This window comes from Pseudomonas sp. RC10 (assembly GCF_038397775.1).
Lineage (GTDB): Bacteria > Pseudomonadota > Gammaproteobacteria > Pseudomonadales > Pseudomonadaceae > Aquipseudomonas > Aquipseudomonas bambusae.
On sequence record NZ_CP151650.1, the window covers coordinates 2,802,929 to 2,825,706 of the forward strand.

Genomic DNA, 22,778 nt, shown 5'->3' on the forward strand with positions numbered 1-22,778 from the left:
TACCCGCCTCACTGCCGCACGCGCGGCGCACGAGCCACTGCTGACGGGCCTCGATCCCGTCTGCGCATGACTCTTTACGCTTTCTTTATGGGTTTGGCGCCCCGTCGATCTCGTTCCTTTACACCCTCCGATCCGACAATTCCCTCACACGGCAATCGCCGTATGACGGAGAGTTTTTCATGAGCGTTCTGGATGGGGTGTCTCTGCTGTTGGCGGCAGGGTTGTTCGTGTATTTGCTGGTGGCGCTGCTGCGTGCCGGCCGGGTCGAGGAGTGACGGCCATGCACGGGTATGACTATCTGCTGATTCTGGCGTTCTTCGCGCTGGTGCTGTTGCCCGCGCCGCTGTTGGGCCGCTTCTATTACAAGGTCATGGAAGGCAAGCGCACGTGGCTGAGCCCGGTGATGGGGCCGGTGGAGCGTGTGTGTTATCGCCTGTCCGGCGTCGATCCCACGGTCGAGCAAAACTGGAAAACCTACACACTGGCCCTGCTGGCGTTCAACCTGGCGGGCTTTGTCGTGCTGTTCGCGATTTTGCTGTTCCAGGGCGCGCTGCCCCTCAATCCGCAAGGCCTGCCGGGGATGGAGTGGTCGTTGGCGTTCAACACGGCAATGAGTTTCGTCACCAACACCAACTGGCAGAGCTACAGCGGCGAATCGTCCCTGAGCTACCTGAGCCAGATGGCGGGCCTGACGGTGCAGAACTTTGTCAGCGCCGCCACCGGCATTGCCGTGCTGGTTGCGTTCTGTCGCGGGATCGCCCGTCGCTCGACGCAGCACCTCGGCAACTTCTGGACCGACATGACCCGCGCCACGCTCTACGGCCTGCTGCCGCTGTGCATCGTGCTGGCGCTGTTTCTGGTCTGGCAGGGCGTGCCGCAAACCTTCGCCCATTACGTCGATGCCGTGACGCTGCAAGGCGCCGACCAGACAATTCCCCTCGGCCCGGCCGCCAGCCAGATCGCGATCAAGCAACTGGGCACCAACGGCGGCGGCTTCTTCGGCGTCAACTCCGCGCACCCGTTCGAGAACCCCACCGCGTGGAGCAACCTGTTCGAGATGGCATCGATCATTTTGATCCCGGTGGCGCTGGTGTTCACCTTCGGCCATTACGTCAAAGACCTGCGCCAGAGCCGCGCCATTCTGGCCTGCATGCTGGTGCTGTTCCTGATCGGCGGGGCCACGGCGTTGTGGGCCGAATACCAACCCAACCCGACGCTGAACCTGGCCTCGGTCGAGCAGACCGCGCCGATGGAAGGCAAGGAAACCCGCTTCGGCACCACCGCCACCGTGCTGTGGGCAACCACCACGACGGCGGCCTCCAATGGTTCGGTCAACGGCATGCACGACAGCCTCAACCCGCTGACCGGCATGATCGCGCTGGCCAACATGATGGTCGGCGAAGTGATCTTCGGCGGCGTCGGCGCAGGCTTGTACGGGATGCTGCTGAACGTGCTGATCGCCGTGTTTCTCGCCGGATTGATGATTGGCCGCACGCCGGAATACCTCGGCAAGAAATTGCAGGCCCGAGAAGTGAAACTGCTGGTGGCGACCCTGATCGTCATGCCCGTCGGTGTGCTGGTGTTCGGTGCGCTGGCGGCGTCGTTGCCCGGCCCTGCGGGAGCGGTGAGCAACCCCGGCGCCCACGGCTTCAGCCAGCTGCTGTACACCTACACCTCGGCCACGGCGAACAACGGTTCGGCGTTCGGCGGGTTCAGCGCCAACACCCTGTTCCACAACCTGATGCTCAGCCTGTCGATGTTCATTGGCCGCTTCGGCTACATCCTGCCGGTGCTGGCGCTGGCCGGTAGCCTGGCGGCGAAAAAGACCGCGCCCCTTGGACTGAACAGCTTCCCGACCCACGGCCCGCTGTTCGTCACCCTGTTGACCGTGACCATTTTGCTGGTGGGGGGCCTGACGTTCCTGCCGACCCTGGCGTTGGGACCGATTGCCGAACACTTGAGTCTGGGCTTCTGAGGACCGAATCATGAACATGCATGCGCCTGTGACAAAGAACCCCGAGCACACCGCCGAACCTGCGAAAACCGCCATCGCCGCCTTGTGGCGTCCGGCGCTGGTTCAGGCCTTCGTCAAACTTGACCCGCGCCAGCTGCAACGTGCGCCGGTGATGCTGGTGGTCGAGCTGACCGCGATCCTCACCACCATCCTGTGCCTGATCCCCAACCCGGCCGTGCCGACCTTCGTCGCGGTGCAGATTGCGGTGTGGCTGTGGTTCACCGTGCTGTTCGCCAACTTCGCCGAGGCCTTGGCCGAAGGCCGTGGCAAGGCCAGGGCGGACAGCCTGAAAGCCGGGAGCGAAGGCCTGAAAGCCCGCCTGCAAGGGGCGAACGGCGCGTTTATCACGGTCAACGCCAGCACCTTGCGCAAGGGCGACGTGGTGCGCGTCGAAGCGGGGGAGCTGATTCCCGGCGACGGCGAGGTCATCGAAGGCATCGCGGCGGTCAACGAAGCGGCGATCACCGGTGAGTCTGCGCCGGTGATTCGCGAGTCCGGCGGCGACCGTTCCGCTGTCACCGGCAACACCCGGCTGGTCTCGGACTGGCTGCTGGTGCGCATCAGCGCCAACCCCGGCGAGTCAACGCTGGACCGCATGATCGCGTTGGTGGAAGGCGCCAAACGCCAGAAAACCCCCAACGAAGTCGCACTGGACATCCTGCTGATCGGCCTGACCCTGATCTTTCTGCTCGTGGTCGTGACCCTGCAACCCTTCGCCCATTTCGCCGGGGGCAGCCTGCCGTTGGTGTTTCTGGTGGCGCTGCTGGTAACGCTGATTCCCACCACCATTGGCGGCTTGCTGTCGGCCATCGGCATCGCGGGGATGGACCGATTGGTGCGCCTGAACGTCATCGCCAAATCCGGCCGGGCCGTGGAAGCGGCGGGGGACGTGCACGTGTTGCTGCTGGACAAGACCGGCACCATCACCTTCGGTAATCGTCGCTGCGCAGCGGTCTATGCGGCGCCCGGCGTGAGCGGCAAGGAGCTGAGCGAAGGCACGCTGCTGGCCTCGCTGGCCGACGACACTGCCGAGGGCAAGTCGATTGTCGAGTACCTGCGGGGCCTGCACCCGATGGCCGAGCCAGCACCGAGCCAGTTGACCGCCGTGCCGTTCAGCGCTGAAACGCGGCTGTCCGGGGTGGACTTCAACGGCCGCGTGTACCGCAAAGGCGCTGTCGATTCGCTGCTGACATTCATTGGCCGTGACCGCGCCGACTTGCCGCAAAGCTTGGCGCGGGAGATCGACAAGATCGCCAAGACCGGGGGCACGCCGCTGCTGGTATCGGTGGATCACACGCTGCTGGGCGCGATTCACCTCAAGGACGTGGTCAAGCCAGGCATCCGCGAGCGTTTCGACGAGCTGCGCAAACTGGGGATTCGCACGGTCATGGTCACCGGCGACAACCCGTTGACCGCCGCCGCCATTGCTGCTGAAGCGGGGGTAGACGACGTGCTGGCCGAGGCCACGCCGGAGAAAAAACTGGAGCGCATTCGTCAGGAACAGAACGACGGGCGTCTGGTGGCGATGTGCGGCGACGGCGCCAACGACGCCCCGGCGCTGGCCCAGGCGGACGTCGGCATGGCGATGAACGACGGCACCCAGGCGGCGCGGGAAGCGGCCAACATGGTCGATCTGGACAGCGACCCCACCAAGCTGCTGGACGTGGTGCAAGTGGGCAAGGAATTGCTGGTCACCCGAGGTGCGCTGACCACGTTCTCCATCGCCAACGACGTGGCCAAATACTTCGCAATCCTGCCCGCGCTGTTCGCGGCGATCTACCCACAATTAGGCGTGCTCAACATCATGGGTTTGGCGAGCCCGCAGAGCGCGATTTTGTCGGCCATCGTGTTCAACGCGCTGATCATCGTGGTGCTGATTCCGCTGGCCTTGCGCGGGGTGCGGGTGCAGGCGGCGAGTGCGGCGCACCTGCTGCGTCGCAACCTGTTGATCTATGGATTGGGTGGGATTCTCGTGCCGTTCGTGGGGATCAAGGCGATCGACCTGCTGTTGACCGGTCTGCATCTGGTGTAAGCGCTGTTTTTCGGCGGCGGAGTTGGCGTGTCCTGCCTCGTCGCGACCCGATTTGATTGAGGAATGAATGATGTTGACTATAGTGCGTCCCGCTGTGAGCCTGATCGTGCTGATGACCCTGATCACCGGCGTGGCTTATCCGCTGGTGGTGACGGGCGTTGCGCAAGTGGCGTTCCCGGAACAGGCCAACGGCAGCCTGGTGTATGACGATCAGGACAAGGTGCGCGGCTCGGAATTGATCGCGCAGAATTTTACCGGCGAAGAATGGTTTCACCCGCGTCCGTCGGCCGGGGCTTATGCCACGGTGGCGAGCGGCGCGAGTAACCTGGCCCCGAGCAATCCTGCGCTGGCGACCCGGATCAGTGATGATGCGGCGAAAGAACAGGTGGAGGGGCAGGGGCCGGTGCCGTTGAACCTGCTGACCACGTCGGGCAGCGGTCTCGACCCTCATCTGTCCCCAGCCGCTGCCGATTATCAAGTGACGCGGGTGGCGGCGGCGCGGCATGTGTCTCGGGAGACCGTGCAGCGGCTGGTTGTCGCCAACACCGAAAGCCCGTTGATTGGCCCGGCGGTGGTGAATGTGCTGGCGTTGAACCAGCGTTTGGGTGAGCTGCGGGTTGGCCAGTAGCTGGATGCGTCCGCCCTTCTCCTGTAGGAGTGAGCTTGCTCGCGATGGCGATGTATCTGTAGGAATTGCAATGACGGCACGACGCATCGCGAGCAAGCTCACTCCTACAGGGTATGCGTACGGCGAAAGCGATCAGGCGTAGCAAGATACAGGGACAAAACGTGAACCGCGTTATTACATCAGGACAACCCCCCGTGAACTCAGACACCCGCGCCGATGCCTTGCTGGCCACGCTTCCTCGGGATGACCGTGGCCGCTTGAAGGTGTTTCTCGGCGCTGCTCCCGGCGTGGGCAAGACCTTCGCCATGTTGCAGGCCGCGCACACGCAACTGCGCCAAGGGGTGTCGTTGTTGGCCGGAGTGGTCGAAACCCATGGCCGCGCCGAAACCGAAGCGCTGCTCGGCGGCCTGCCACAACTGCCCATGCTGCGCTCGGAATACCGGGGCGTGGTGCTGGAAGAAATGGACCTCGACGGCCTGCTCGCGGCCCGGCCAAAGCTGGTGCTGGTGGATGAACTGGCCCACAGCAACGCGCCGGGCAGCCGCCACGCCAAACGCTGGCAGGACATTCAAGAGCTGCTATCGGCGGGGATCGACGTCTACACCACGGTCAACGTGCAACACCTCGAAAGCCTCAATGATCAGGTGCGCGGCATCACGGGCGTGCAGGTCCGCGAAACCCTGCCGGACTGGGTGCTGCAGGAAGCCTACGAATTGGTGCTGATCGACCTGCCGCCGCGAGAACTGCTGGAGCGGCTGCGCGACGGCAAGGTCTACGTGCCGGAGCAGGCGCGGGCCGCCATCGACGCGTTCTTCACCCAGACCAACCTCACCGCCCTGCGCGAACTGGCGATGCAAACCGCAGCGGCCCAGGTCGATAACGATCTGGCGCTGGGTTATCGGCAATTGGGCCAGTCGGCGCCTGCCGTTCGTGGACGCTTGCTGGTGGGGGTCGATGGCGATGCCCAGGCCGAGCGTCTCGTGCGACACGCCAGCCGCGTGGCTCAGCGCAGGCATCTGCCGTGGACGCTGGTGCACGTCGACAATGGCCGGTTTTTCGACGAACTGGCGCGCAGCCGCCTGCAAAGCGCGCAGCAGCTGGTGGAACGGTTGGGCGGCGAAGTCGTGGTCCTGCGGGCCCCGGAGGTGGCGAAAACCCTGATCCAGCACGCCGCCGAACGCCGCGCCAGTCTGGTGCTGGTGGGGCAGTCGCGGCCTTTATTGCGTCGGCGGGTGTTCGGCGGTGGGCTGGCGTCGCGTCTGCTGCGTAACGCCCACGGCCTGGAAATCAACGTGCTCGACAGCGAAGCACGTCCGGATCAGCCGCACTCCACCACGCCCCGCACGCTTAGCGGATTCGACTATCTGTTGGCCGTGCTGGCGACGATCTGCGCCAGTGCGCTGGCCTGGGCGGTGTCCAGTGTCTTGGCCTTGCCGAACATCTCACTGGTGTTTCTCGCAGCGGTGTTGCTGGTGGCGGTGCGCAGCACCGTGGGCCCGGCGATGGTTTGTTCGGTGCTGTCGTTTCTGGCCTATGACTTTCTGTTCATCCCGCCGAATTTCTCCCTGAGCATTCAGCGCGAAGAAGACGTGCTGACCCTGCTGTTCTTCCTGATGATGGCCGCGCTGACCGGCAATCTCGCCGCCCGCCAGCGTCGCCAATTGCAGGCGTTGCGCGACACCCAGGAAGAGACCAGCGAGTTGCTCGACCTGTCGAAACGCCTCACCGCTGCGACCGACCGGCAAGCCGTGCTCAGCGCCGCCGACCATCACCTGGCGGGCTGGAAAGAGCTGAGCGTCTGCATGCTCGACCGGGACGGTGATCAAGGCTGGAAGGTCGAGGTCGGCGGCGCGCTGGAGTTTTCCGAGTTCGAACGCGCCGCCGCCGACTGGGCCTGGCAACACGGCCAGCCCGCAGGCCGAGGCACCGGCACGCTGCCGTCGGGTGAGTGGTGGTGGCTGCCGTTGTGGGTCGATGAGGCGCCGCTGGCGCTGCTCGGCGTTCGGGCGCGTCCGGGGCAGACGTTCAGCGCCCAGCGTCGGCGATTGTTGACGGCGTTGAGTCAGCCGCTCGGGCAAGCCTTGGCCCGTGCGCGACTGGCCGAAGACCTGGAAGCCGCGCGTCTTCACGGCGAAACCGAACAATTGCGCAGCGCCTTGCTGGCCTCGGTGTCCCACGACCTGCGCACCCCGCTGACCGCGATGCGCGGCAGCATCGACAGCCTGTTGGCGCTGGGCGAGGCGATTCCGATGAACGACCGCCGCGAGCTGTTGGAAGGCACTCGCGACGAGGCCGAGCGGCTGGACCGCTACATCCAGAACCTGCTGGACATGACCCGACTGGGCCACGGCGCGCTGAAACTGGCGCGGGACTGGGTCTCGCCGGGAGACATCGTCGGCAGCACCCTCAACCGCTTGCGTGCGGTGCTGGCGCCGTTGCAGGTCAGCACGGAACTCTCCGCCGAACTGCCGCTGCTGTACGTGCACGCGGCGCTGATCGAACAAGCGCTGATCAACGTGGTGGAAAACGCCGCGCGCTTCTCGCCGAGCCAGGGCCGCCTGCAGATTCGGGTCGCCGCGTCGAGCGATGAGCTGACCTTTGCGGTCAGCGACGAAGGGCCGGGGATTCCGGAAGCCGAGCGGGCGAAGATTTTCGACATGTTCTACACCGCCGCCCGGGGGGATCGCGGCGGGCAGGGCACCGGGCTGGGGCTGGCTATCTGTCAGGGCATGGTCGGTGCCCATGGCGGGCGGATCAGCGTCGGCGAGGGCATCGACGGACGCGGCACCTGCATCTCGCTGCACCTGCCGTTGCAGGCCCAGCCGCAGGCGGACGTGGAGCAGGTTGTTTGAGCCGGCAATGGGTTACGCTTGTTGGCGACAACACGCCCACATACGTGGAATGGACGGGCTTGTCGGCATGGCACATGAGTCTGTAGGAGCGAATTCATTCGCGAGAGGCCGGTACATTCGATACAAATGGGTCGTCTGTGGAGCCGTCTCGCGAATGAATTCGCTCCTACAGGGTCGTGCTCTGCTACAGGCCAAGGGTGACAACGTGACAGGAAAACCATGAGCCAGACCGCAACCATTCTGGTGATCGACGACGAACCGCAGATCCGCAAATTCCTGCGCATCAGCCTCGCCTCACAAGGCTACACCGTGATCGAAGCCGGAACCGGCACCGAAGGCCTCACCCAGGCGGCGCTGAACAAGCCGGATCTGCTGGTGCTCGACCTCGGTTTGCCGGACATCGACGGACAAGACGTGCTGAGCCAGTTTCGCGAATGGTCGACCGTGCCGGTGCTGGTGCTGTCCGTGCGCGCCAGCGAGGCTGAAAAGGTCCGCGCGCTCGACGCCGGGGCCAACGATTACGTGACCAAACCGTTCGGAATTCAGGAGTTTCTGGCGCGGATTCGCGCATTGTTGCGGCAGGCACCGGACACCGGGCAGGCCGACTCGGCGCTGGTGATCGGCCAGCTGACCGTGGACCTTGCGTATCGGCGGGTGCTCCTGGACGGCAACGAAGTCGCTCTGACCAAAAAGGAATACGCGGTGTTGGCACAACTCGCGCGGCATCCGGGGCGGGTCATCACCCAGCAGCAATTGCTCAAGGACATCTGGGGCCCGACCCATGTGGAAGACACCCATTACCTGCGCATCGTCGTCGGGCACTTGAGGCAGAAACTGGCGGATGACCCCGCTGCACCCCGGTTCATCCTGACCGAGGCGGGGGTGGGGTATCGGTTGGTGGGGGGCTAATGTTTGCTCGGGACCGCACCCTTTTCGTGGAGGCCACTCAGGTTCCGGACATGACCTTGGACTGTGGGAGCCGGCTTGCTGGCGAATGCGGTGGACCGGTCAGAGATAAATGGGCTGACCGAACGCTTTCGCCAGCAAGCCGGCTTGTATGTTTAGACTTGATGGGGTGGGAGGGACGGAAAGCCGAATCTGACTCTAGCCAGTACAGACCGTTGGGAGACTTCCAGCCCCACCCTGTCACCTACAAGCGCCGATATGGAATGCATCGGCCTGGACCGACGATAGAAGCAAGCCAGCGCTTACGGTGAACCCCCAGCAAGCTCTTCAACCCTAACTCGGAGGGTGTGACATGGCAATCCTTGATGCAGCGGCGATTGTGGGTGTCGATGTGGCGATGGCGGAACTTGTCACCGCTCAGCGTGGTGTGGATAAAACTCATTGTTTGGTCAATGAGCGAACTTCGATTCACCACTGGCTCAAGACATTGCCTCAAGGCAGTGCCATCGCCCTCGAGGCGACCAATACCTACCATCTGGACCTAGTGGAAATGGCCCATGACATGGGGCACCTGGTGTTTGTCGTCGATGCGGCACGCGTAAGCAAATATCGAGAAAGTCTGGGCAAGCGCGCCAAAACAGATGCGTGCGATGCACATCTGCTGGCTCGCTATCTGGAAAAGGAAGGTGACGAGCTGCGTCAGTGGAGCCCGCCACCCCAGTTGCACACCCAGCTCAAGCATCTGCTGCATCGCAGGGCCTCGCTGGTCAATAGCCAGACGTCACTGCGCCAAGGCTGGAAGGATGAAAAAGACCTCAGGAAGGGGTTCGAGAAGTTGATGCGTCGCTTCAGCCATCTGATCAAAGATATCGAGAAACAGCTCAAGCAAGTGCTGATCAAGTCCGGTGAAATGGATCAGGTCAAACGTTGCCAGGGCATCGAAGGCGTCGGGTTCCTGACCGCCACAGCGCTGTTTGCGGCATTCCTTCGAGGCGAATTCAAAAACGTAGATGCGTACATCGCCTATCTGGGGCTGGATTTGCGGGTGTCGGATTCCGGGAACAAATCCGGTCGCCGCCGGCTAAGCAAGAAAGGCGACCCCGAGGTACGCCGGCTAGGCTACAACGCTTCAATGGCCGCCTGCCGATCGGCGACATGGAAACCGTATTACGAGAAGAAAATAGGCGAGGGGAAAGCCAGAACTGAAGCGTTGACGATATTGAGCAGGAAGCTCGCAGGGGTGGCCTTCTCGCTGATGAAGAAACGGGAAGAGTACGACTCTACGAAACGTTTGGGGGTTGCCCCCCAAACATAGAATCTCCTACAAGGGATCGGGGGTGCAGGCCAAATCCTCTTCCATCGCTGAACCTGTGGGAGATGCCGGAGGTTATGTCGGCACGGGCCGCGATCGGGCGAAGGCGGTGCATCAGTCTCACCCTTGCTCTCAATGCTCCCGCTCATACCGATCCAGCGTATCCCGCGCAATCTCCCGTCCCAGTGCGATCAGCTCCGGGGCCTTGTAGAACTCGAAAAACCGGCACACGCGCTTGGGCACGTTGATCAGGATGTCTGGCGGATACCCGGCGATCTTGTACTGCGCCAGGGACGTCTGCATTACCTCGAAACTCTGGTTGATCAAATCGAGCAGGGACGCAGGCCCGACGTTGTCGATGATCACCGAGCCGCTGGCCGACTTCGGAGCGCCCGGTTCGGTCGGCGCGGCGGCGGGTTGCTGGCCTTGGGGATCAGCAGCGTCGGCGTCGTGTTGGCCCAGCCAGGAGTCGGGCAGGGTGGCCGCCGTGGTCTTGAGGCTGTCCTGTTCCAGACGCAACACATCGCCCGCCGCCACGTCCATTTTGCGGCGAAACGGCAGGTGCGAGCCGATGGAGTTGATCAGGGCGTCGAAGCGTTTCTTCACGGCTGGCGGGCGTTCGATCACCGGCAAGTGGTACTGCTTCTGGTTGGTGGAGTTGAGGTTGACCGCCACGATAAGGTCGCAGTGGCTGGACACCACCGGCACGATGGGCAGCGGATTGAGCAGGCCGCCGTCCACCAGCGTGCGATTGCCCTGAACCACCGGGGTGAACAGGCTGGGAATCGCCGCCGAGGCACGCATGGCCGAGTGCAGGTTGCCTTCCTGGAACCAGATTTCCTGTTGGTTGGTGAGGTCCGTGGCCACGGCGGTGTAGGGAATACGCAGGTCTTCGATGTTGATCTCGCCGACGATCTCCCGAATCTGCCCGAAGACTTTTTCCCCGCGAATCGCCCCCAGCCGAAAGCTCACGTCCACCAGCCGCAGCACGTCGAGGTAATCCAGGCTCTCGATCCAGGCTTTGTATTCCGGCAGTTTGCCCGCTGCGTAAATCCCCCCGATCACCGCGCCCATCGAGCAACCCGCGATGCAGGCGATGTCGTAGCCGCGCCGCTCCAGTTCTTCGATCACCCCGATGTGTGCATAGCCTCTGGCGCCCCCGGACCCCAAGACCAGCGCGATTCTTTTTTTCATTCGCAGGCTCCCCGTTTCAGTGGCTCTACCCTACGCCCAAGGGTGCTGTTTTTCATCCGGCGCGTGTATAACCGCTACGACAAAAAACAACGGCCCTGCGACCTGTCGTTATGGCACTTTTACATCGCCGCATCGTCAAACCCGCATCGTTGATTCCATTGTTGACTTTCCACCCTTGAGGAACACCCGATGAAAGCCTGGATCTGCCTGCCACTGCTCGCCCTTGTTCTCACAGGCTGCGCGGGGAAAACCGCTTATCGCGACAGTTGCGCCACCAACCTGGACGCCGCCTGGCACGAACTGGACCTCGCCAAAGCCGAAGGTTTTGCCGGGACCGTCAGCTACTCCAAAGCGCTTTCGCTGTTGACCGGCGCCAAGACCCAGCAACAGTTCGAAGCGTTCGAAGGCTGCAATGAGAAAGCCGAGAAGGCGCGTTTCTACATCCGCGAGTCCCGCGCCGGGCGATAAGCCTCGCTGTCGGCTGATGCGCCGGTATTAGCGGACACGCACATCCCCTGTGGGAGCGAATTCATTCGCGAAAGGATTTGGCCGGCCCTCATCTGTGCCAGACGTACCGCCTTCGCGAATGAATTTGCTCCTACAGAGAGGGCCAAAGGGAGATGCATCCGCGAATCCCGCGCCGGGCGTTGATGCTTTCCTGCCAATGCCGAATGATTCGGGGCCGGTGATCTGTAGGAGCGAATTCATTCGCGAGACACGGGGACAGACGATAGAAACCTGTCGAACGTACTGGCCTCTCGCGAATGAATTCGCTCCTACAGGTCCCGGCCAGGCCTGAAAATCTCGCGTCAGAACGCCTGTCCCCGCATCCTCCTCATAAATCCTCCCGATTCCCCTCATCCGCTCTGGCGAAAAGGCCTACGCTGACTTTAAAGTGGCTGCACGTCTGGCATCTGCTGCAGTCCTATTAGCCAAGAGCTGTCGCCTGGGGAGGCTTTCCGATGGGCAGAAAACTGGATGCGTGTCTCAACGCAATCAATGAAGTGGTGTTGGGCAAGGAGCCTCAAGTCCGTCTGGCCCTGACCTGTCTGTTGGGCGGCGGTCATCTGCTGATCGAAGATTTGCCCGGCATGGGCAAGACCACCCTGAGCCACACGCTGGCGCGGGTGCTAGGGTTGAGCTTTCAGCGGATTCAATTCACCTCCGACCTGTTGCCGGGAGACATCCTCGGCACGTCGATTTTCGACCGGGAAACAGGGCAGTTCACCTTCCATCCCGGGCCGATCTTCGCCGAACTGGTGCTGGCGGACGAGATCAACCGCGCCACGCCGAAAAGCCAGAGCGCGTTGCTCGAAGCCATGGAAGAGGGGCAGGTGACCATCGAAGGCGCCACCCGGTTGCTGCCTGATCCGTTTTTTGTCATCGCCACGCAAAACCCGTTCAGCCAGGGTGGCACCTTCGCGTTGCCCGAGTCGCAACTGGATCGCTTTCTGATGCGACTGTCGTTGGGCTATCCGGCGCGCTCGGCTGAAAAAGCGTTGCTGCTGGGCGAATCGCGGCGGGAACTGCTGCCGCGCATCGAGCCGATTCTCGACCACACTGAACTGGTGACCTTGCAAGCGGAAGCCCGTCGGGTGCGAGCCAGCGACGCGCTGGTGGATTACGTGTTGCGGTTGGTGGACGCCACCCGCAGTCAGCCGCAGTTCGCCTACGGCCTGTCGCCCCGGGCGAGCCTGGCGATCCTCTCGGCGGCGCGTGCGTGGGCACTGCTGATCGGGCGCGATTACGTGATACCGGAAGACGTTCAAGCGATCCTGCCCGCAGTGATCGGTCATCGCCTGCGCGACCGCAGCGACCCGACCGGGCATGGCGGCGGGGCGTTGGTTCAATGGCTGCTGCGTGAGGTGCCGGTGCTTTGATGCCCCAATTCAAGCCGTTCTGGCAGCGCTGGGTGGGCCGTCGCATCCCCCCGGCTTCGCGGATCGAGCTGAATCACCGTCAAATCTTCATCCTGCCGACCCGGGCGGGGGGCACGTTCATGCTCGTGCTGTTTCTGCTGCTGTTGGTGTCGATCAACTACCAGAACAGCCTCGCCTACGGCCTGACGTTCCTGATGTCGTCGGTGGGCATCCTCGGCATTCTCCATACCTACCGCAATTTCAGCGGGCTGGTGCTTAGCGCGACCCATGCCCGTTCGGTGTTTGTCGGCGAGCCGGTCCAGTTGCGTCTGCGTCTGGAGAGCGCGTCCAACGGTCATCAGGCTATCGCCTTGGGCTGGGACACCGAAAAACTGGAGCAAACCGATGTCGAGCCTGAACAGCAGGTGGAGGTGGCGCTGACCTTGCCCGCGCTCAATCGCGGCTGGTTGCGGGCACCGCGTCTGCGGGTCGAGAGCGTGTTTCCGCTGGGTATCTTCCGTGCCTGGAGCTGGCTGGACCTGGAGCAGACGGTGTTGATTTACCCGCGCCCGGTGGCGGGCAGTCTGCCGTTGCTGCAAGGGGTTCAGCCCCACGCCGACGACGATGGCCAGGCGACCCAGGGGCAGGGCGTTGATGATTATCAAGGCTTGCGCCCTTGGCAGCCGGGGGATTCCATGCGTCGCATGCACTGGAAAGCCTGGTCGCGGGGGCAAGGGTTGATGGTCAAGGAATTCACTGACCTGAGCGGCCACGACCTGTGCCTGGACTTCATGGCCTTGGGCGGCGACATCGAAGAACGCCTGTCGCGGCTGTGCTATTGGGTGCTGGAGTTGTCCCACCGACAGCAGCCGTTCGCCCTTCGCTTGCCGGGTTTTCTGTCGGCGGTGGACAGCGGCGACGCTCACCGCGAGGCCTGCCTGCGGCAATTGGCGCTGTACGGGGTGCGGGCATGAAACCGAGCCTCAAGGTGGCGCAGGCATGACCTCCGCCAACCTTGCCCAGCCGATTCCCCGGGTCAGCCTCAACTGGCTGCTGATCGCTCAGGCCCTGGTCATCGTGCCGTTTTCGATGCACATCCCTATCGCCTTAGTGGTGCTGTGGCTGGTGTGCAGTTTCTGGCGCATCCAGATTTTTCGCATGCGTGTGCGGATGCCTGGTACCTGGATCAAATCCGGGCTGCTGGTGGGCACGGCGGGCGGGATTTTTCTGGCGCGGGGCAGTCTGGTCGGGCTCGACGCTGGCGCCGCGCTGCTGATCGCCGCGTTCATCCTCAAGATGCTGGAAATGCAGACCCGGCGAGACGCGCTGGTGCTGATCTTTCTCGGCTTTTTTTGCGTGGCGGTGGGCTACCTGTTCGAAGACGCGCTGCTCTGGGGCCTGTTTACGCTGCTGCCAGTGGCAACCCTGTTGGCGGGGCTGATCGGCCTGCAGCAGTCCAGCCTGTCCAGCAAACCGGCGGGCACCCTGAAACTGGCGGGCAAACTGCTGTTGCAGGCAGTGCCACTGATGTTGCTGCTGTTTCTGTTCTTTCCCCGTCTTGACCCCCTGTGGTCCCTGCCGCAGCCCAGCAACAAGGGGCTGACAGGGCTTTCTGACACGATGGCGCCGGGGGACGTGGCCGAGCTGAGCCGGTCGGCGGCGCTGGTGTTTCGCGCCAGTTTCGAAGGGCCGGTTCCACCGCGCAATCAGCAGTATTGGCGCGGCCTGACCTTGGAGCAGTTCGACGGGCGTCGCTGGTCGCAATCGTCCCGCGCGCTGGTGCCCGATGCGCCTGACTGGCGGAAGACCGGTGAAAAAGTCAGCTACAGCGTGGTCATGGAACCCAGCGGCAAGCCGTGGCTGATGACCCTGGACGTCGGCGAAACCGACCTTGTCGGTGCGCGACAGATGAGCGATTTCCGCTGGCAGCGTCGGCGGCCCATTGAGCAGTCGGTGCTGTACAGCGTCAACGCATGGCCCGCTGCGGTGCGGGAAACCAGCCTCAGTGACGGAGCGCGCTCCCAGGATTTGCAACTGCCCGCCAAAGGCAATCCTGAGGCCCGGGAATGGGCGGCGGACATGCACCGGCGCCACCCCAAGCCTGACGCGCTGGTAGAGAGCCTGCTGGCGTACTTCACCGAACAGCCGTTCCGCTACACCCTGAAACCGCCGACCCTCGGGCCGAACGGCATCGATGATTTCCTGTTCGGCAGCCGCGCCGGGTTCTGTGAGCACTACGCGGGGGCCATGACCTTCGTGCTGCGGGCAGCGGGCATTCCCGCGCGGGTGGTCGCGGGCTATCAGGGCGGAGAGCTGAACCCGGACGGCAATTACATCAGCGTGCGCCAGTTCGATGCCCACGCCTGGGTCGAGTATTGGCAGGCGGGTGTCGGCTGGCGCAGCGTCGACCCGACCGCCGCCGTGTCACCGGCCCGGATCGAACAGGGGCTGGAAGCGGCACTTGGCGATGATGAAGCGTTTCTTGCAGATTCGCCGATGTCAGTGCTGCGTTACCGTCACCTGGCCTGGATCAATTCGATTCGCTTGAGTTGGGATAACCTCAACTACGGCTGGCAGCGCTGGGTGCTGGGGTATCAGGGGCAGCAGCAATTGCAGGTGCTGGGCCGTTGGTTTTCGGGCTTTCAGGCGCCGGTGTTCGCGGGCGGCGCGGTGGTCATTCTCGGGCTGCTGGCGCTGTGGCTGTTCAAGCCGTGGCGGCGGGAGAGCGATTCGCAGCTGCGCCTGTTCAACAGGTTCGAACGTCTGTTGGCGCGGCACGGTCTAAAACGTCAGCCGGGGGAAGGGGCTCGGGCCTTCGCATCCCGCGCCGCCCAGCGCTTCCCGAATCATGCCGAGGCCATCGAAGGGTTCGCTCAGGAATTCGAAGCCCAGCGTTATGCCGGTGTGTCCGGTTCGGTGGGGCACCTGCGTCGGCGTCTCAAACACTTGCGTCGCCGTTTGCCCTGGCGCTTGTCAGCGGTCAAAGACAAGCCGTCGTCATGAAAAACCAAGGAGTGTTCAATGTCTGCCATGGTCGATCACCTGATCGCCGAGATTCTCAGTCTCAATGTCAAGCTGCTGGCATGCCATGCCAGGTTGGCCGCGTCCACCGACAGCGAAGCGCTGCATGACCTGCGCACCACGGTTCGGCGTCTGCGCAGTGTGCTGCGGCCTTTGCGCGGGTTGCCCGGATTGGACCAGGTCGAAGAAGCCGCCAAGGGTGTCGGTGCCCTGACCACGCCGCTGCGTGACATGCAGGTGCTGGCCGCGTTTTTGGTGGAGCAGGGCCAGGGTCAGGCGGCGCTCAAACGCACGACGTTTCTGAACACCGCCTGCCCTCAGGTCGCAACGTCTCCGGAATTGAACCGGCTGTTCGGGGTGCTCGATCAACTGCCCGCGTTCCTGCGCGCCCAACAGCGTCACGGGTTGCTCAAGAAACTGCGCCAGCGCATTGAAAAGCGCATGGACAAACAGTGGAAGAAACTGCGCGAAGCCATGGCCGACCCGGCTCACGATCGGCATCGTCTGCGGCTGTTGATCAAGCGCGTGCGTTACGCCGCCGAAGCCTACCCCGAACTCAGTCACCAACCCGACGGCATGCAGAAACGCTTGAAGTCGGCGCAAGGGGCGCTGGGCGACTGGCACGATCACCTGCAATGGCTCGCCCAGGCGGAACATCAGGACGACCTTTCGCCCTGTGTGGCGGGCTGGGAATTGGGCATCCTGCGTGCCGAAGAGAAGTCGGATAAGGCATTGGACAAGCTCGCCCACGCTTGCTTTGGCGATGCCCCGAGGCATTGATCCCGATCAGGCCGCAGAATTGGCAGTTATGAGCGCTGTTCGGGAAGCAGCGTCTCGCTAAGATCCGGGCATGTTTCCAGTGAACCCCACGGAGTGCCCATGACCTTTTCCGAACTGCTCGACGCCGTTCGCGCCCACCCGCAGGCCGTGACGATTCCGGCGTCCTGGTCCCAGGGGCGCTCCTGTTTTGGCGGCTTGATGGCGGCACTGCAATTCGAGGCCATGCGCGCCAAAGTGCCCGCCGACCGCCCGGTGCGTTCGCTGGCCATCTGTTTTGTCGGCCCTCCCGCCATTGATGTGCCGATCTCGTTCGAGGTGGAAATCCTGCGCGAAGGCAAGGCGGTCAGTCAGGTGCTGGGGCGGGCGGTGCAGAACGGCGAGACGGTGACCTTGATTCAAGGCAGCTTCGGCGCGCCTCGGGAGTCATCGATTGCCGTCGCGGCCGAGCCTGCGCCCACGTTGAAACCCGTGGAGGACGTATCGCCGTTCCCGTTCATTGCGGGCGTGATGCCGGAATATTTGAAATTCATCGAGATGCGTTGGGCGCTGGGCGGCTTTCCGTACAGCGGCACGCCATCGCCAGCGATTGGCGGGTATGCGCGGTTGCGGGACGTGAAGGACGAGCCGTTGACCGAGGCCCATCTGCTGGCGCTGGTCGACACCTGGCCGCCTGCGGTCCTGCCGCACCTGAGCAAACCGGCACCGGGCAGTTCGTTGACCTGGACGATTGAATTCGTGCAACCGCTACCGGCCCTGACCACCCATGACTGGACGCACTACAAGGCGGTGATCGAGCACGCGCGGGATGGTTACGGCCATGTGGCCGCCGGGTTGTGGACGCCGAGCGGGGAGTTGGTCGCGATCAGCCGTCAGACGGTGACCGTGTTTGGCTGATGGACAAGTGGGGAGGGAGCATCCCGAGACCGTTACTGGCCTCGGGTTTTGATCGCCTGCGCGGCAATGAGCCCCAGAATGCCGATGCCCGCCGAGGCGATGCTGGCGCTCAGCGCACCGTCGAGCAGCAACAGGCCCGAGACGATCGACAGCGGAAACGCCAGAGACGACAGCACCAGATTCGACGACAGCCCGGACTTATGGGCGCTGGAGAAGAACTCTTCAAGGTGCAGGTTTGCAATGAATTTGGGCATGACGTTGACCTCACAAAGCCTAATAAGAACCGTTTTCGATGGGTTCAGAATAGGCCCGTGATCGCACGGCGGCGAATCGAGGTTTGCTATGGGCGTCATAGGTGGAATGGAGGAAAGCAATCGACCCCACGCAGCCTTGTAGGAGCGCGCTTGCCCGCAAAGGCGGTGTGCCTGTGATGGATGATGCGCCTGACGCAGCGCTTTCGCGGGCAAGCGCGCTCCTACAGTCGTGTGTCGACCACCCGTTCGGGTTCCACCCAAAAAACCTCCGGCGTCTTCCACAGGGAGTGGGTTGAACCTTGCAAATGTGCTCGGCGGGTCAACCCCGCAATTTCAGCTGCCCGATCGCCGTATTCAATTCCCCCGCCAGGGTCGCCAGTTCATCACTGGTATTCGCTGAATCCACCGTCTGGCGCACGGTGCGTTCGGTGACGTCGCGGATGCTGACCACTGCCCGGTTCATCTCTTCCGCCACCTGACTCTGCTGCTGCGCCGCAACGGCAATCTGCGTGTTGCTTTCACGCATCTGGGCGACGGCATCGGCAATGGCCGTCAGGGCCTCACCGGCTTCCTGAGCGTGCTGCACACAGTCATCGGCCTTGTACGAACTCTCCTGCATGAAATCCACCGCATCGCGGGTGCCTGCCTGCAACGCGGCGACCATGGTGGTGATTTCGTCGGTGGAGGTCTGCACGCGCTTGGCGAGGTTGCGCACTTCGTCGGCGACCACCGCAAAACCCCGCCCCATTTCCCCGGCCCGGGCCGCTTCGATGGCGGCGTTGAGGGCCAAAAGGTTGGTCTGCTCGGCGATGCTGTGGATCACGTTGACCACGCCGTTGATCTTCTGGCTGTCTTCGGCCAGGCGCTGAATCATTCCTGCTGTTTGCTGTACGCCGCTGGACAGCCCGGCAATCGAACTCTGCACCCGGTCCACCACGGCCTTGCCGCTGCCTGCCAGGGCGTCGGCGCTTTGCGATTGGTCGCGGGTGGCGTTGGCATGTTGGGCGATGTGATAGACCGTGGCGGTCATTTCGTTGATCGCCGTGGCGACCTGGTCGGTTTCGCTTTGCTGACCGAGCATGCCTTCGCGCACATCGCTCATGCCGGTCGCCAAGTGCACCGCGCCCTGATCCAGCCGCGCCGCCGACTGCGCGACAGTGCCGACGATGCGCTGATAACCGGCCTGCATGGCGTTGAACGCCTTGGCCATTTGCCCGACTTCGTCTTCGCCCATGAGGGGCACACGCGCCGACAGATCGCCGGTGCGCTCGACGTGCAGCATCACGTCTTTGAGAGTGTTGAGGTGGGTCAGGAGAAAACGGATCAACAACTGCGACGCGCTGAGCATGGCGAGCATCAGCACCAGCACGGCCACCGCGTATTCGGTGAAATGTTCGGCCAGCAGGTCGTTGAGTCCCGGGACGACGGGGAGCGGCGGGGGCGTGGGCGTCGGCTGCCCGGCAGGCCACGCGGCCAACAACTGCGCCTGAGCCTGGGCCGCGACCCTGGCATCCTCGGCGCGGCTGTGCTGCTCCAGGTTCAGTGCGTAAAGCACCAACAGCAAGGTGGTGATGAACGCGACGGCGTTGACCGCCCAAAATTTGTATTTCAGCGAGATGTTGCTCAACCAGCGGCCCATGAGGAAGCTCTTCTGTGATCGCACGTGATAAGGCAAGGTGCCACCAGTGTTTCAGCTGTGCATGACAGACGTGTTGATCTGTATCAATTTCCCGAATCGCTGGGACTCGCAATGTTTTCGTGCGACGCCGAACGTGTGGGAGCAGCCGGAGGTTACGACGGCCGCGAATGCGTTGGATCAGCACAGGATGAGGCGCCTGATACTCCGCTTCGCTGCCGTCGTAACCTCCGGCGTCTCCCACAGAAATCGGGCGCGACGTAGGCTTCGTGGTGGGCGCGGATGGCGACCCTCGATCACATCACAGGCAGCGAAAAGAACGCACGCGCACAGGCGGTGGTGTGGGCAGCGAGGTCTTCCGGGGTTTCGCCCCGGTGCAACGCCACTTCCCGCAGCACTTCCGGCAGGTACGCCGGTTCGTTGCGGCCGTTTTTCGGTTTGGGCCGCAGGGTGCGCGGCAGCAGATATGGCGCGTCGCTTTCCAGCATCAGGCGGCCTTGCGGAATTTCGCGCACCAGCGGGTGCAGGTGGGTGCCCCGGCGTTCGTCGCAGATCCACCCGGTGATGCCGATGTACAGGTCCATGTCCAGATAATTGAACAGCGCGCGTTTTTCGCCGGTGAAGCAATGCACCACCGCGCCGGGCAAGTGATCGCGATACTCGCGCAAGATCGCCAGCAACCGTTCGTCGGCATTACGCTCATGAAGAAAGACCGGCATGTTCAAGGCCACGGCCAGCGCCAGATGGGCTTCCAGTACCTTTTCCTGTTGCGGGCGTGGGGAGAAGTCACGGTTGAAATCGAGCCCGCATTCACCCACCGCGCACACCGAACTTTCTTTCAGGAGGCCGTGCAACTGTTTTTCAGTGTCCAGTGTCCAATCGCTCGCCGAATGGGGGTGAACCCCGGCGGTGCTGAACAATCGCTGGCCGCTTTCGTCCAGTTGGCGACACATCTGCAAGGCCTGTTCGCTGCCCTCGACGCTGGTACCGGTGAGGATCAATTGGTCCACGTGGGCGGCGTAGGCGCGGTCGAGAACGTCGCGTTCCTTACCCGCAAAACTGGGATTCACAAGATTGACGCCGATATCAATTAGTTGCATGGTTCATCCTCAGCGAGACGGTGTAAAAACTGCTGCGCTCGGCGATGCTGCGTTAAAAACGGGTTCGGAATGCTCATTTAGGGGCCTAAACTCCGCTTCCTCACCCGTTTTTGCCTTGCCTAGCCTTCGCTCGCGACGTTTTTACAGCGTCTCGAGGAGGCCGAGAAGAATACCAGAGCGATTGAAGCCATAAAAAATCAAGCAGCCTCAACTGCTTGGCATGATTAGAACCCTGTGATGTTGCCAGCTCAGGCGCACGCCTGAAGCGAACGCAGCTGCCTGACACAGACTTCAAGCCCGTTTTTTCGGCATTTTCCCGGAGCGTCAATGATCCGAGCCTCATTCATTTCGCTGTGCCTGCTGCTCATCAGCCATCCGGCATCCGCCCAGGCCTCGACCCGCCCGGCAGGGCCACCGGTCATCGTCAAGAAAACCCAGATTCGCGACCTGTCGGCCATTCGCAGCAGCAAAGTCCTGCGCGTCCTCGTCAATCAGAGCCGCAACAGCTCCGGTGAAGTGCAGGGTGAGCCGATTGGCGTCGAATACCGCCGCCTGCAAGCCTTCGAAAAATACCTCAACGGCCACGCCCGCGACGGCCAGAAAGTCTCGATCAAACTGATCCCCAAAGCCAAGGACCAACTGCTCGCTGCGCTGCAACGTGGCGACGGGGACATGGTGGCCCCTGGCGAACTGCTCGACGCCAGTGCTGCCCATTACGTCGATGCCACTGAACCGGTGGTGAGCCATGTGCCGCTGGTCGTGGTCGGTGTGCGGGGCGAGCGGGTGTTCAAGCGCCCAGAGCAACTGTCCGGCCGGACGGTCATGCTGACCAATGGCAGCGCCGCCGACGAAGCCCTCGTGCAACTGAACCAGAAGCTGGCCTTGCGCAAACTGCCGCCGGTGAAAATCGAATGGGTCGATCCCAGCCTTGCCGTCGAAGACGTGCTGGAAATGGTGCAGGCCGGAATCTACCACCTGACCGTGGTCGAACAGCCGATTGCCGAGCGCTGGGCGCGGGTGATGCCCAAACTGCGTGTCGATCGTGGGCTGTCGCTGAGCGATCCGGGGGACATGAGTTGGTTCGTGCGCAAGGACGCGGTGATGCTCCACGCCACGGTGGACCGTTTCCTCGAAACCTACGAACCGCCCGCCAATCAAGACGCTGCGTTCCAGAAGGCTTACAAGGATTTGTATCGCGTTCACTATCCGCTGGCCCGTGAAGACCGCCAGCGACTGGAAAAACTGCGTCCGACCCTGCAACGCCACGCCGATGCGCAGAAAATGGACTGGCTGGACCTGGCAGCGCTGGCGTTCAAGGAGTCTCAGCTCAACCCGAGCGCCAAGGGCGGCAGCGGCGCGACGGGTTTGCTGCAAATCACCCCGTCGGCGGCGCAACGGGTCGGCGTGGGCAATATCCACGACGTCGATGGCAACGTGCAGGCCGCGAGCAAGTATTTGGCGATGATTCGTCACAAGTTCTTTGCCAGCCCGAAGATCAACGAACGCGAGCGCATGGCATTTACCCTGGCCGCCTACAACCTGGGTCCGGAGCGGGTTCAAGCGATGCGCACCGAAGCGAAGCGTCAGGGCCTGAACCCCAATCAGTGGTTCTTTCAGGTGGAGCGGGTAGCGATGGAGCAGGTGGGGATGAACGTGGTCACCTACGTCAACAGCGTGAACAAGTACTACCTCGCTTACGATCAGGAACGCAGTTCGCTGGAGAGCCCTTCGCCGCGCAAGGTGGCGATCCGCGAATGAATGTTCCCGAAACAATCGACAAACCCTGACACACTCAATTGACAATCCCCGTGCGGCTTCTCTAGGATGCCGCTCATGCGCCGATTTAAACAGCTACTTGCGGGGCGCCGGGTGTCGTGAACAACGATACCGAAATACCGCTAAAGCGCTGGTTCGGTGTTGCCTCTCACCGCTGCCCAGCGGAACACTGAGGCCGAGAAACGACACTATGAGCAGTAATTCCAGCCCCCGCCCCCTCGTTCGTCTGGCGCCCATCGGCAGCCAGTTCAGCCGTCGCAATCCGAAAATCCTGCTGGGCGGTTCTCACCAGCCCACGCTGTTGCGCTACCTCGATGGCTGGCCCCGTCGCCAGCACGGCCCCCACGCCTTTCTCATTCAATTCATAGACCTTCACGACACCCTTGAGCGGTTTGGCAATGACCAGTTCGACCTGGCCGTCGTTCAGTCGCCGACCGCCGAAGACGCCGACGGGGTGATCCGCCATCTGACGCGCATTGCACGGCAAGGGCTGATCACTCGCACCTGAATCAGCCGCTGA

19 protein-coding genes are annotated in these 22,778 nt (G+C 62.9%); 15 read left to right on the forward strand and 4 right to left on the reverse strand.

Annotation, left to right across the window (positions count from 1 at the left end; translation table 11 throughout):
- Window positions 1-179: 179 nt before the first annotated feature.
- From kdpF to AAEO81_RS12915, 7 genes are all read left to right on the forward strand, one after another.
- Entirely contained in the window at window positions 180-275 is a 96-nt protein-coding gene (gene kdpF, locus AAEO81_RS12885) for a K(+)-transporting ATPase subunit F (RefSeq protein ID WP_037009437.1), read from the forward strand.
- A gap of 5 nt (window positions 276-280) precedes the next feature.
- Window positions 281-1,975 (forward strand): potassium-transporting ATPase subunit KdpA, encoded by a 1,695-nt coding sequence (gene kdpA, locus AAEO81_RS12890; protein WP_341963992.1) that lies wholly within the window; start codon window positions 281-283, stop codon window positions 1,973-1,975.
- A gap of 10 nt (window positions 1,976-1,985) precedes the next feature.
- The gene (gene kdpB / locus AAEO81_RS12895) at window positions 1,986-4,046 is read left to right on the forward strand and encodes a potassium-transporting ATPase subunit KdpB (protein WP_341963993.1); all 2,061 of its coding nucleotides are present in this window, start codon (window positions 1,986-1,988) and stop codon (window positions 4,044-4,046) included.
- A gap of 70 nt (window positions 4,047-4,116) precedes the next feature.
- Window positions 4,117-4,674, forward strand: a complete 558-nt coding sequence (gene kdpC, locus AAEO81_RS12900; protein ID WP_341964528.1) for a potassium-transporting ATPase subunit KdpC — start codon at window positions 4,117-4,119, stop codon at window positions 4,672-4,674.
- A 194-nt stretch (window positions 4,675-4,868) separates the two neighbouring features.
- On the forward strand, window positions 4,869-7,526 hold the full coding sequence (locus tag AAEO81_RS12905) for a sensor histidine kinase KdpD (protein ID WP_341963994.1): 2,658 nt from the start codon (window positions 4,869-4,871) through the stop codon (window positions 7,524-7,526).
- A 219-nt stretch (window positions 7,527-7,745) separates the two neighbouring features.
- Window positions 7,746-8,435, forward strand: a complete 690-nt coding sequence (locus AAEO81_RS12910; RefSeq protein WP_341963995.1) for a response regulator — start codon at window positions 7,746-7,748, stop codon at window positions 8,433-8,435.
- 349 nt (window positions 8,436-8,784) lie between these two features.
- On the forward strand, window positions 8,785-9,747 hold the full coding sequence (locus AAEO81_RS12915; protein WP_341958274.1) for an IS110 family transposase: 963 nt from the start codon (window positions 8,785-8,787) through the stop codon (window positions 9,745-9,747).
- Between the two features lie 129 nt (window positions 9,748-9,876).
- On the opposite strand, the gene AAEO81_RS12920 is transcribed toward AAEO81_RS12915, so the two are convergent.
- A complete protein-coding gene (locus AAEO81_RS12920) occupies window positions 9,877-10,938 on the reverse strand; it encodes a patatin-like phospholipase family protein (protein ID WP_341963996.1) in 1,062 nt (353 codons plus the stop codon).
- A 189-nt stretch (window positions 10,939-11,127) separates the two neighbouring features.
- Between AAEO81_RS12920 and AAEO81_RS12925 the strand changes: the two genes are divergently transcribed.
- The 6 genes from AAEO81_RS12925 to AAEO81_RS12950 all read left to right on the forward strand — a co-directional run bounded on the left by AAEO81_RS12925 (window position 11,128) and on the right by AAEO81_RS12950 (window position 17,492).
- Window positions 11,128-11,406, forward strand: coding sequence for a hypothetical protein (locus tag AAEO81_RS12925; RefSeq protein WP_166595210.1), 279 nt, complete (start codon window positions 11,128-11,130; stop codon window positions 11,404-11,406).
- 494 nt (window positions 11,407-11,900) lie between these two features.
- On the forward strand, window positions 11,901-12,818 hold the full coding sequence (locus tag AAEO81_RS12930; protein ID WP_341963997.1) for a MoxR family ATPase: 918 nt from the start codon (window positions 11,901-11,903) through the stop codon (window positions 12,816-12,818).
- The gene (locus AAEO81_RS12935) at window positions 12,815-13,771 is read left to right on the forward strand and encodes a DUF58 domain-containing protein (protein WP_341963998.1); all 957 of its coding nucleotides are present in this window, start codon (window positions 12,815-12,817) and stop codon (window positions 13,769-13,771) included. The genes AAEO81_RS12930 and AAEO81_RS12935 overlap by 4 nt, the downstream gene beginning before the upstream one ends.
- A gap of 25 nt (window positions 13,772-13,796) precedes the next feature.
- Window positions 13,797-15,800, forward strand: coding sequence for a DUF3488 and DUF4129 domain-containing transglutaminase family protein (locus AAEO81_RS12940; RefSeq protein ID WP_341963999.1), 2,004 nt, complete (start codon window positions 13,797-13,799; stop codon window positions 15,798-15,800).
- An 18-nt stretch (window positions 15,801-15,818) separates the two neighbouring features.
- Complete coding sequence (locus AAEO81_RS12945) at window positions 15,819-16,598, forward strand: CHAD domain-containing protein (protein ID WP_341964000.1); 780 nt, start codon at window positions 15,819-15,821, stop codon at window positions 16,596-16,598.
- Window positions 16,599-16,697: 99 nt separating this feature from the next.
- Window positions 16,698-17,492, forward strand: a complete 795-nt coding sequence (locus tag AAEO81_RS12950) for a thioesterase family protein (protein WP_341964001.1) — start codon at window positions 16,698-16,700, stop codon at window positions 17,490-17,492.
- A 32-nt stretch (window positions 17,493-17,524) separates the two neighbouring features.
- Here AAEO81_RS12950 and AAEO81_RS12955 read toward each other — a convergent pair whose 3' ends face one another.
- The 3 genes from AAEO81_RS12955 to AAEO81_RS12965 all read right to left on the reverse strand — a co-directional run bounded on the left by AAEO81_RS12955 (window position 17,525) and on the right by AAEO81_RS12965 (window position 20,482).
- Complete coding sequence (locus tag AAEO81_RS12955; RefSeq protein ID WP_341964002.1) at window positions 17,525-17,746, reverse strand: hypothetical protein; 222 nt, start codon at window positions 17,744-17,746, stop codon at window positions 17,525-17,527.
- 319 nt (window positions 17,747-18,065) lie between these two features.
- Complete coding sequence (locus AAEO81_RS12960; RefSeq protein ID WP_341964003.1) at window positions 18,066-19,385, reverse strand: methyl-accepting chemotaxis protein; 1,320 nt, start codon at window positions 19,383-19,385, stop codon at window positions 18,066-18,068.
- A 293-nt stretch (window positions 19,386-19,678) separates the two neighbouring features.
- Complete coding sequence (locus tag AAEO81_RS12965) at window positions 19,679-20,482, reverse strand: TatD family hydrolase (RefSeq protein WP_341964004.1); 804 nt, start codon at window positions 20,480-20,482, stop codon at window positions 19,679-19,681.
- A 327-nt stretch (window positions 20,483-20,809) separates the two neighbouring features.
- Here AAEO81_RS12965 and AAEO81_RS12970 point away from each other — a divergent pair, with 327 nt between their 5' ends.
- Both AAEO81_RS12970 and AAEO81_RS12975 read left to right on the forward strand, forming a co-directional pair.
- On the forward strand, window positions 20,810-22,240 hold the full coding sequence (locus AAEO81_RS12970) for a transglycosylase SLT domain-containing protein (protein ID WP_341964005.1): 1,431 nt from the start codon (window positions 20,810-20,812) through the stop codon (window positions 22,238-22,240).
- A 208-nt stretch (window positions 22,241-22,448) separates the two neighbouring features.
- Window positions 22,449-22,766, forward strand: coding sequence for a class I SAM-dependent methyltransferase (locus AAEO81_RS12975; RefSeq protein ID WP_341964006.1), 318 nt, complete (start codon window positions 22,449-22,451; stop codon window positions 22,764-22,766).
- Window positions 22,767-22,778: the final 12 nt, after the last annotated feature.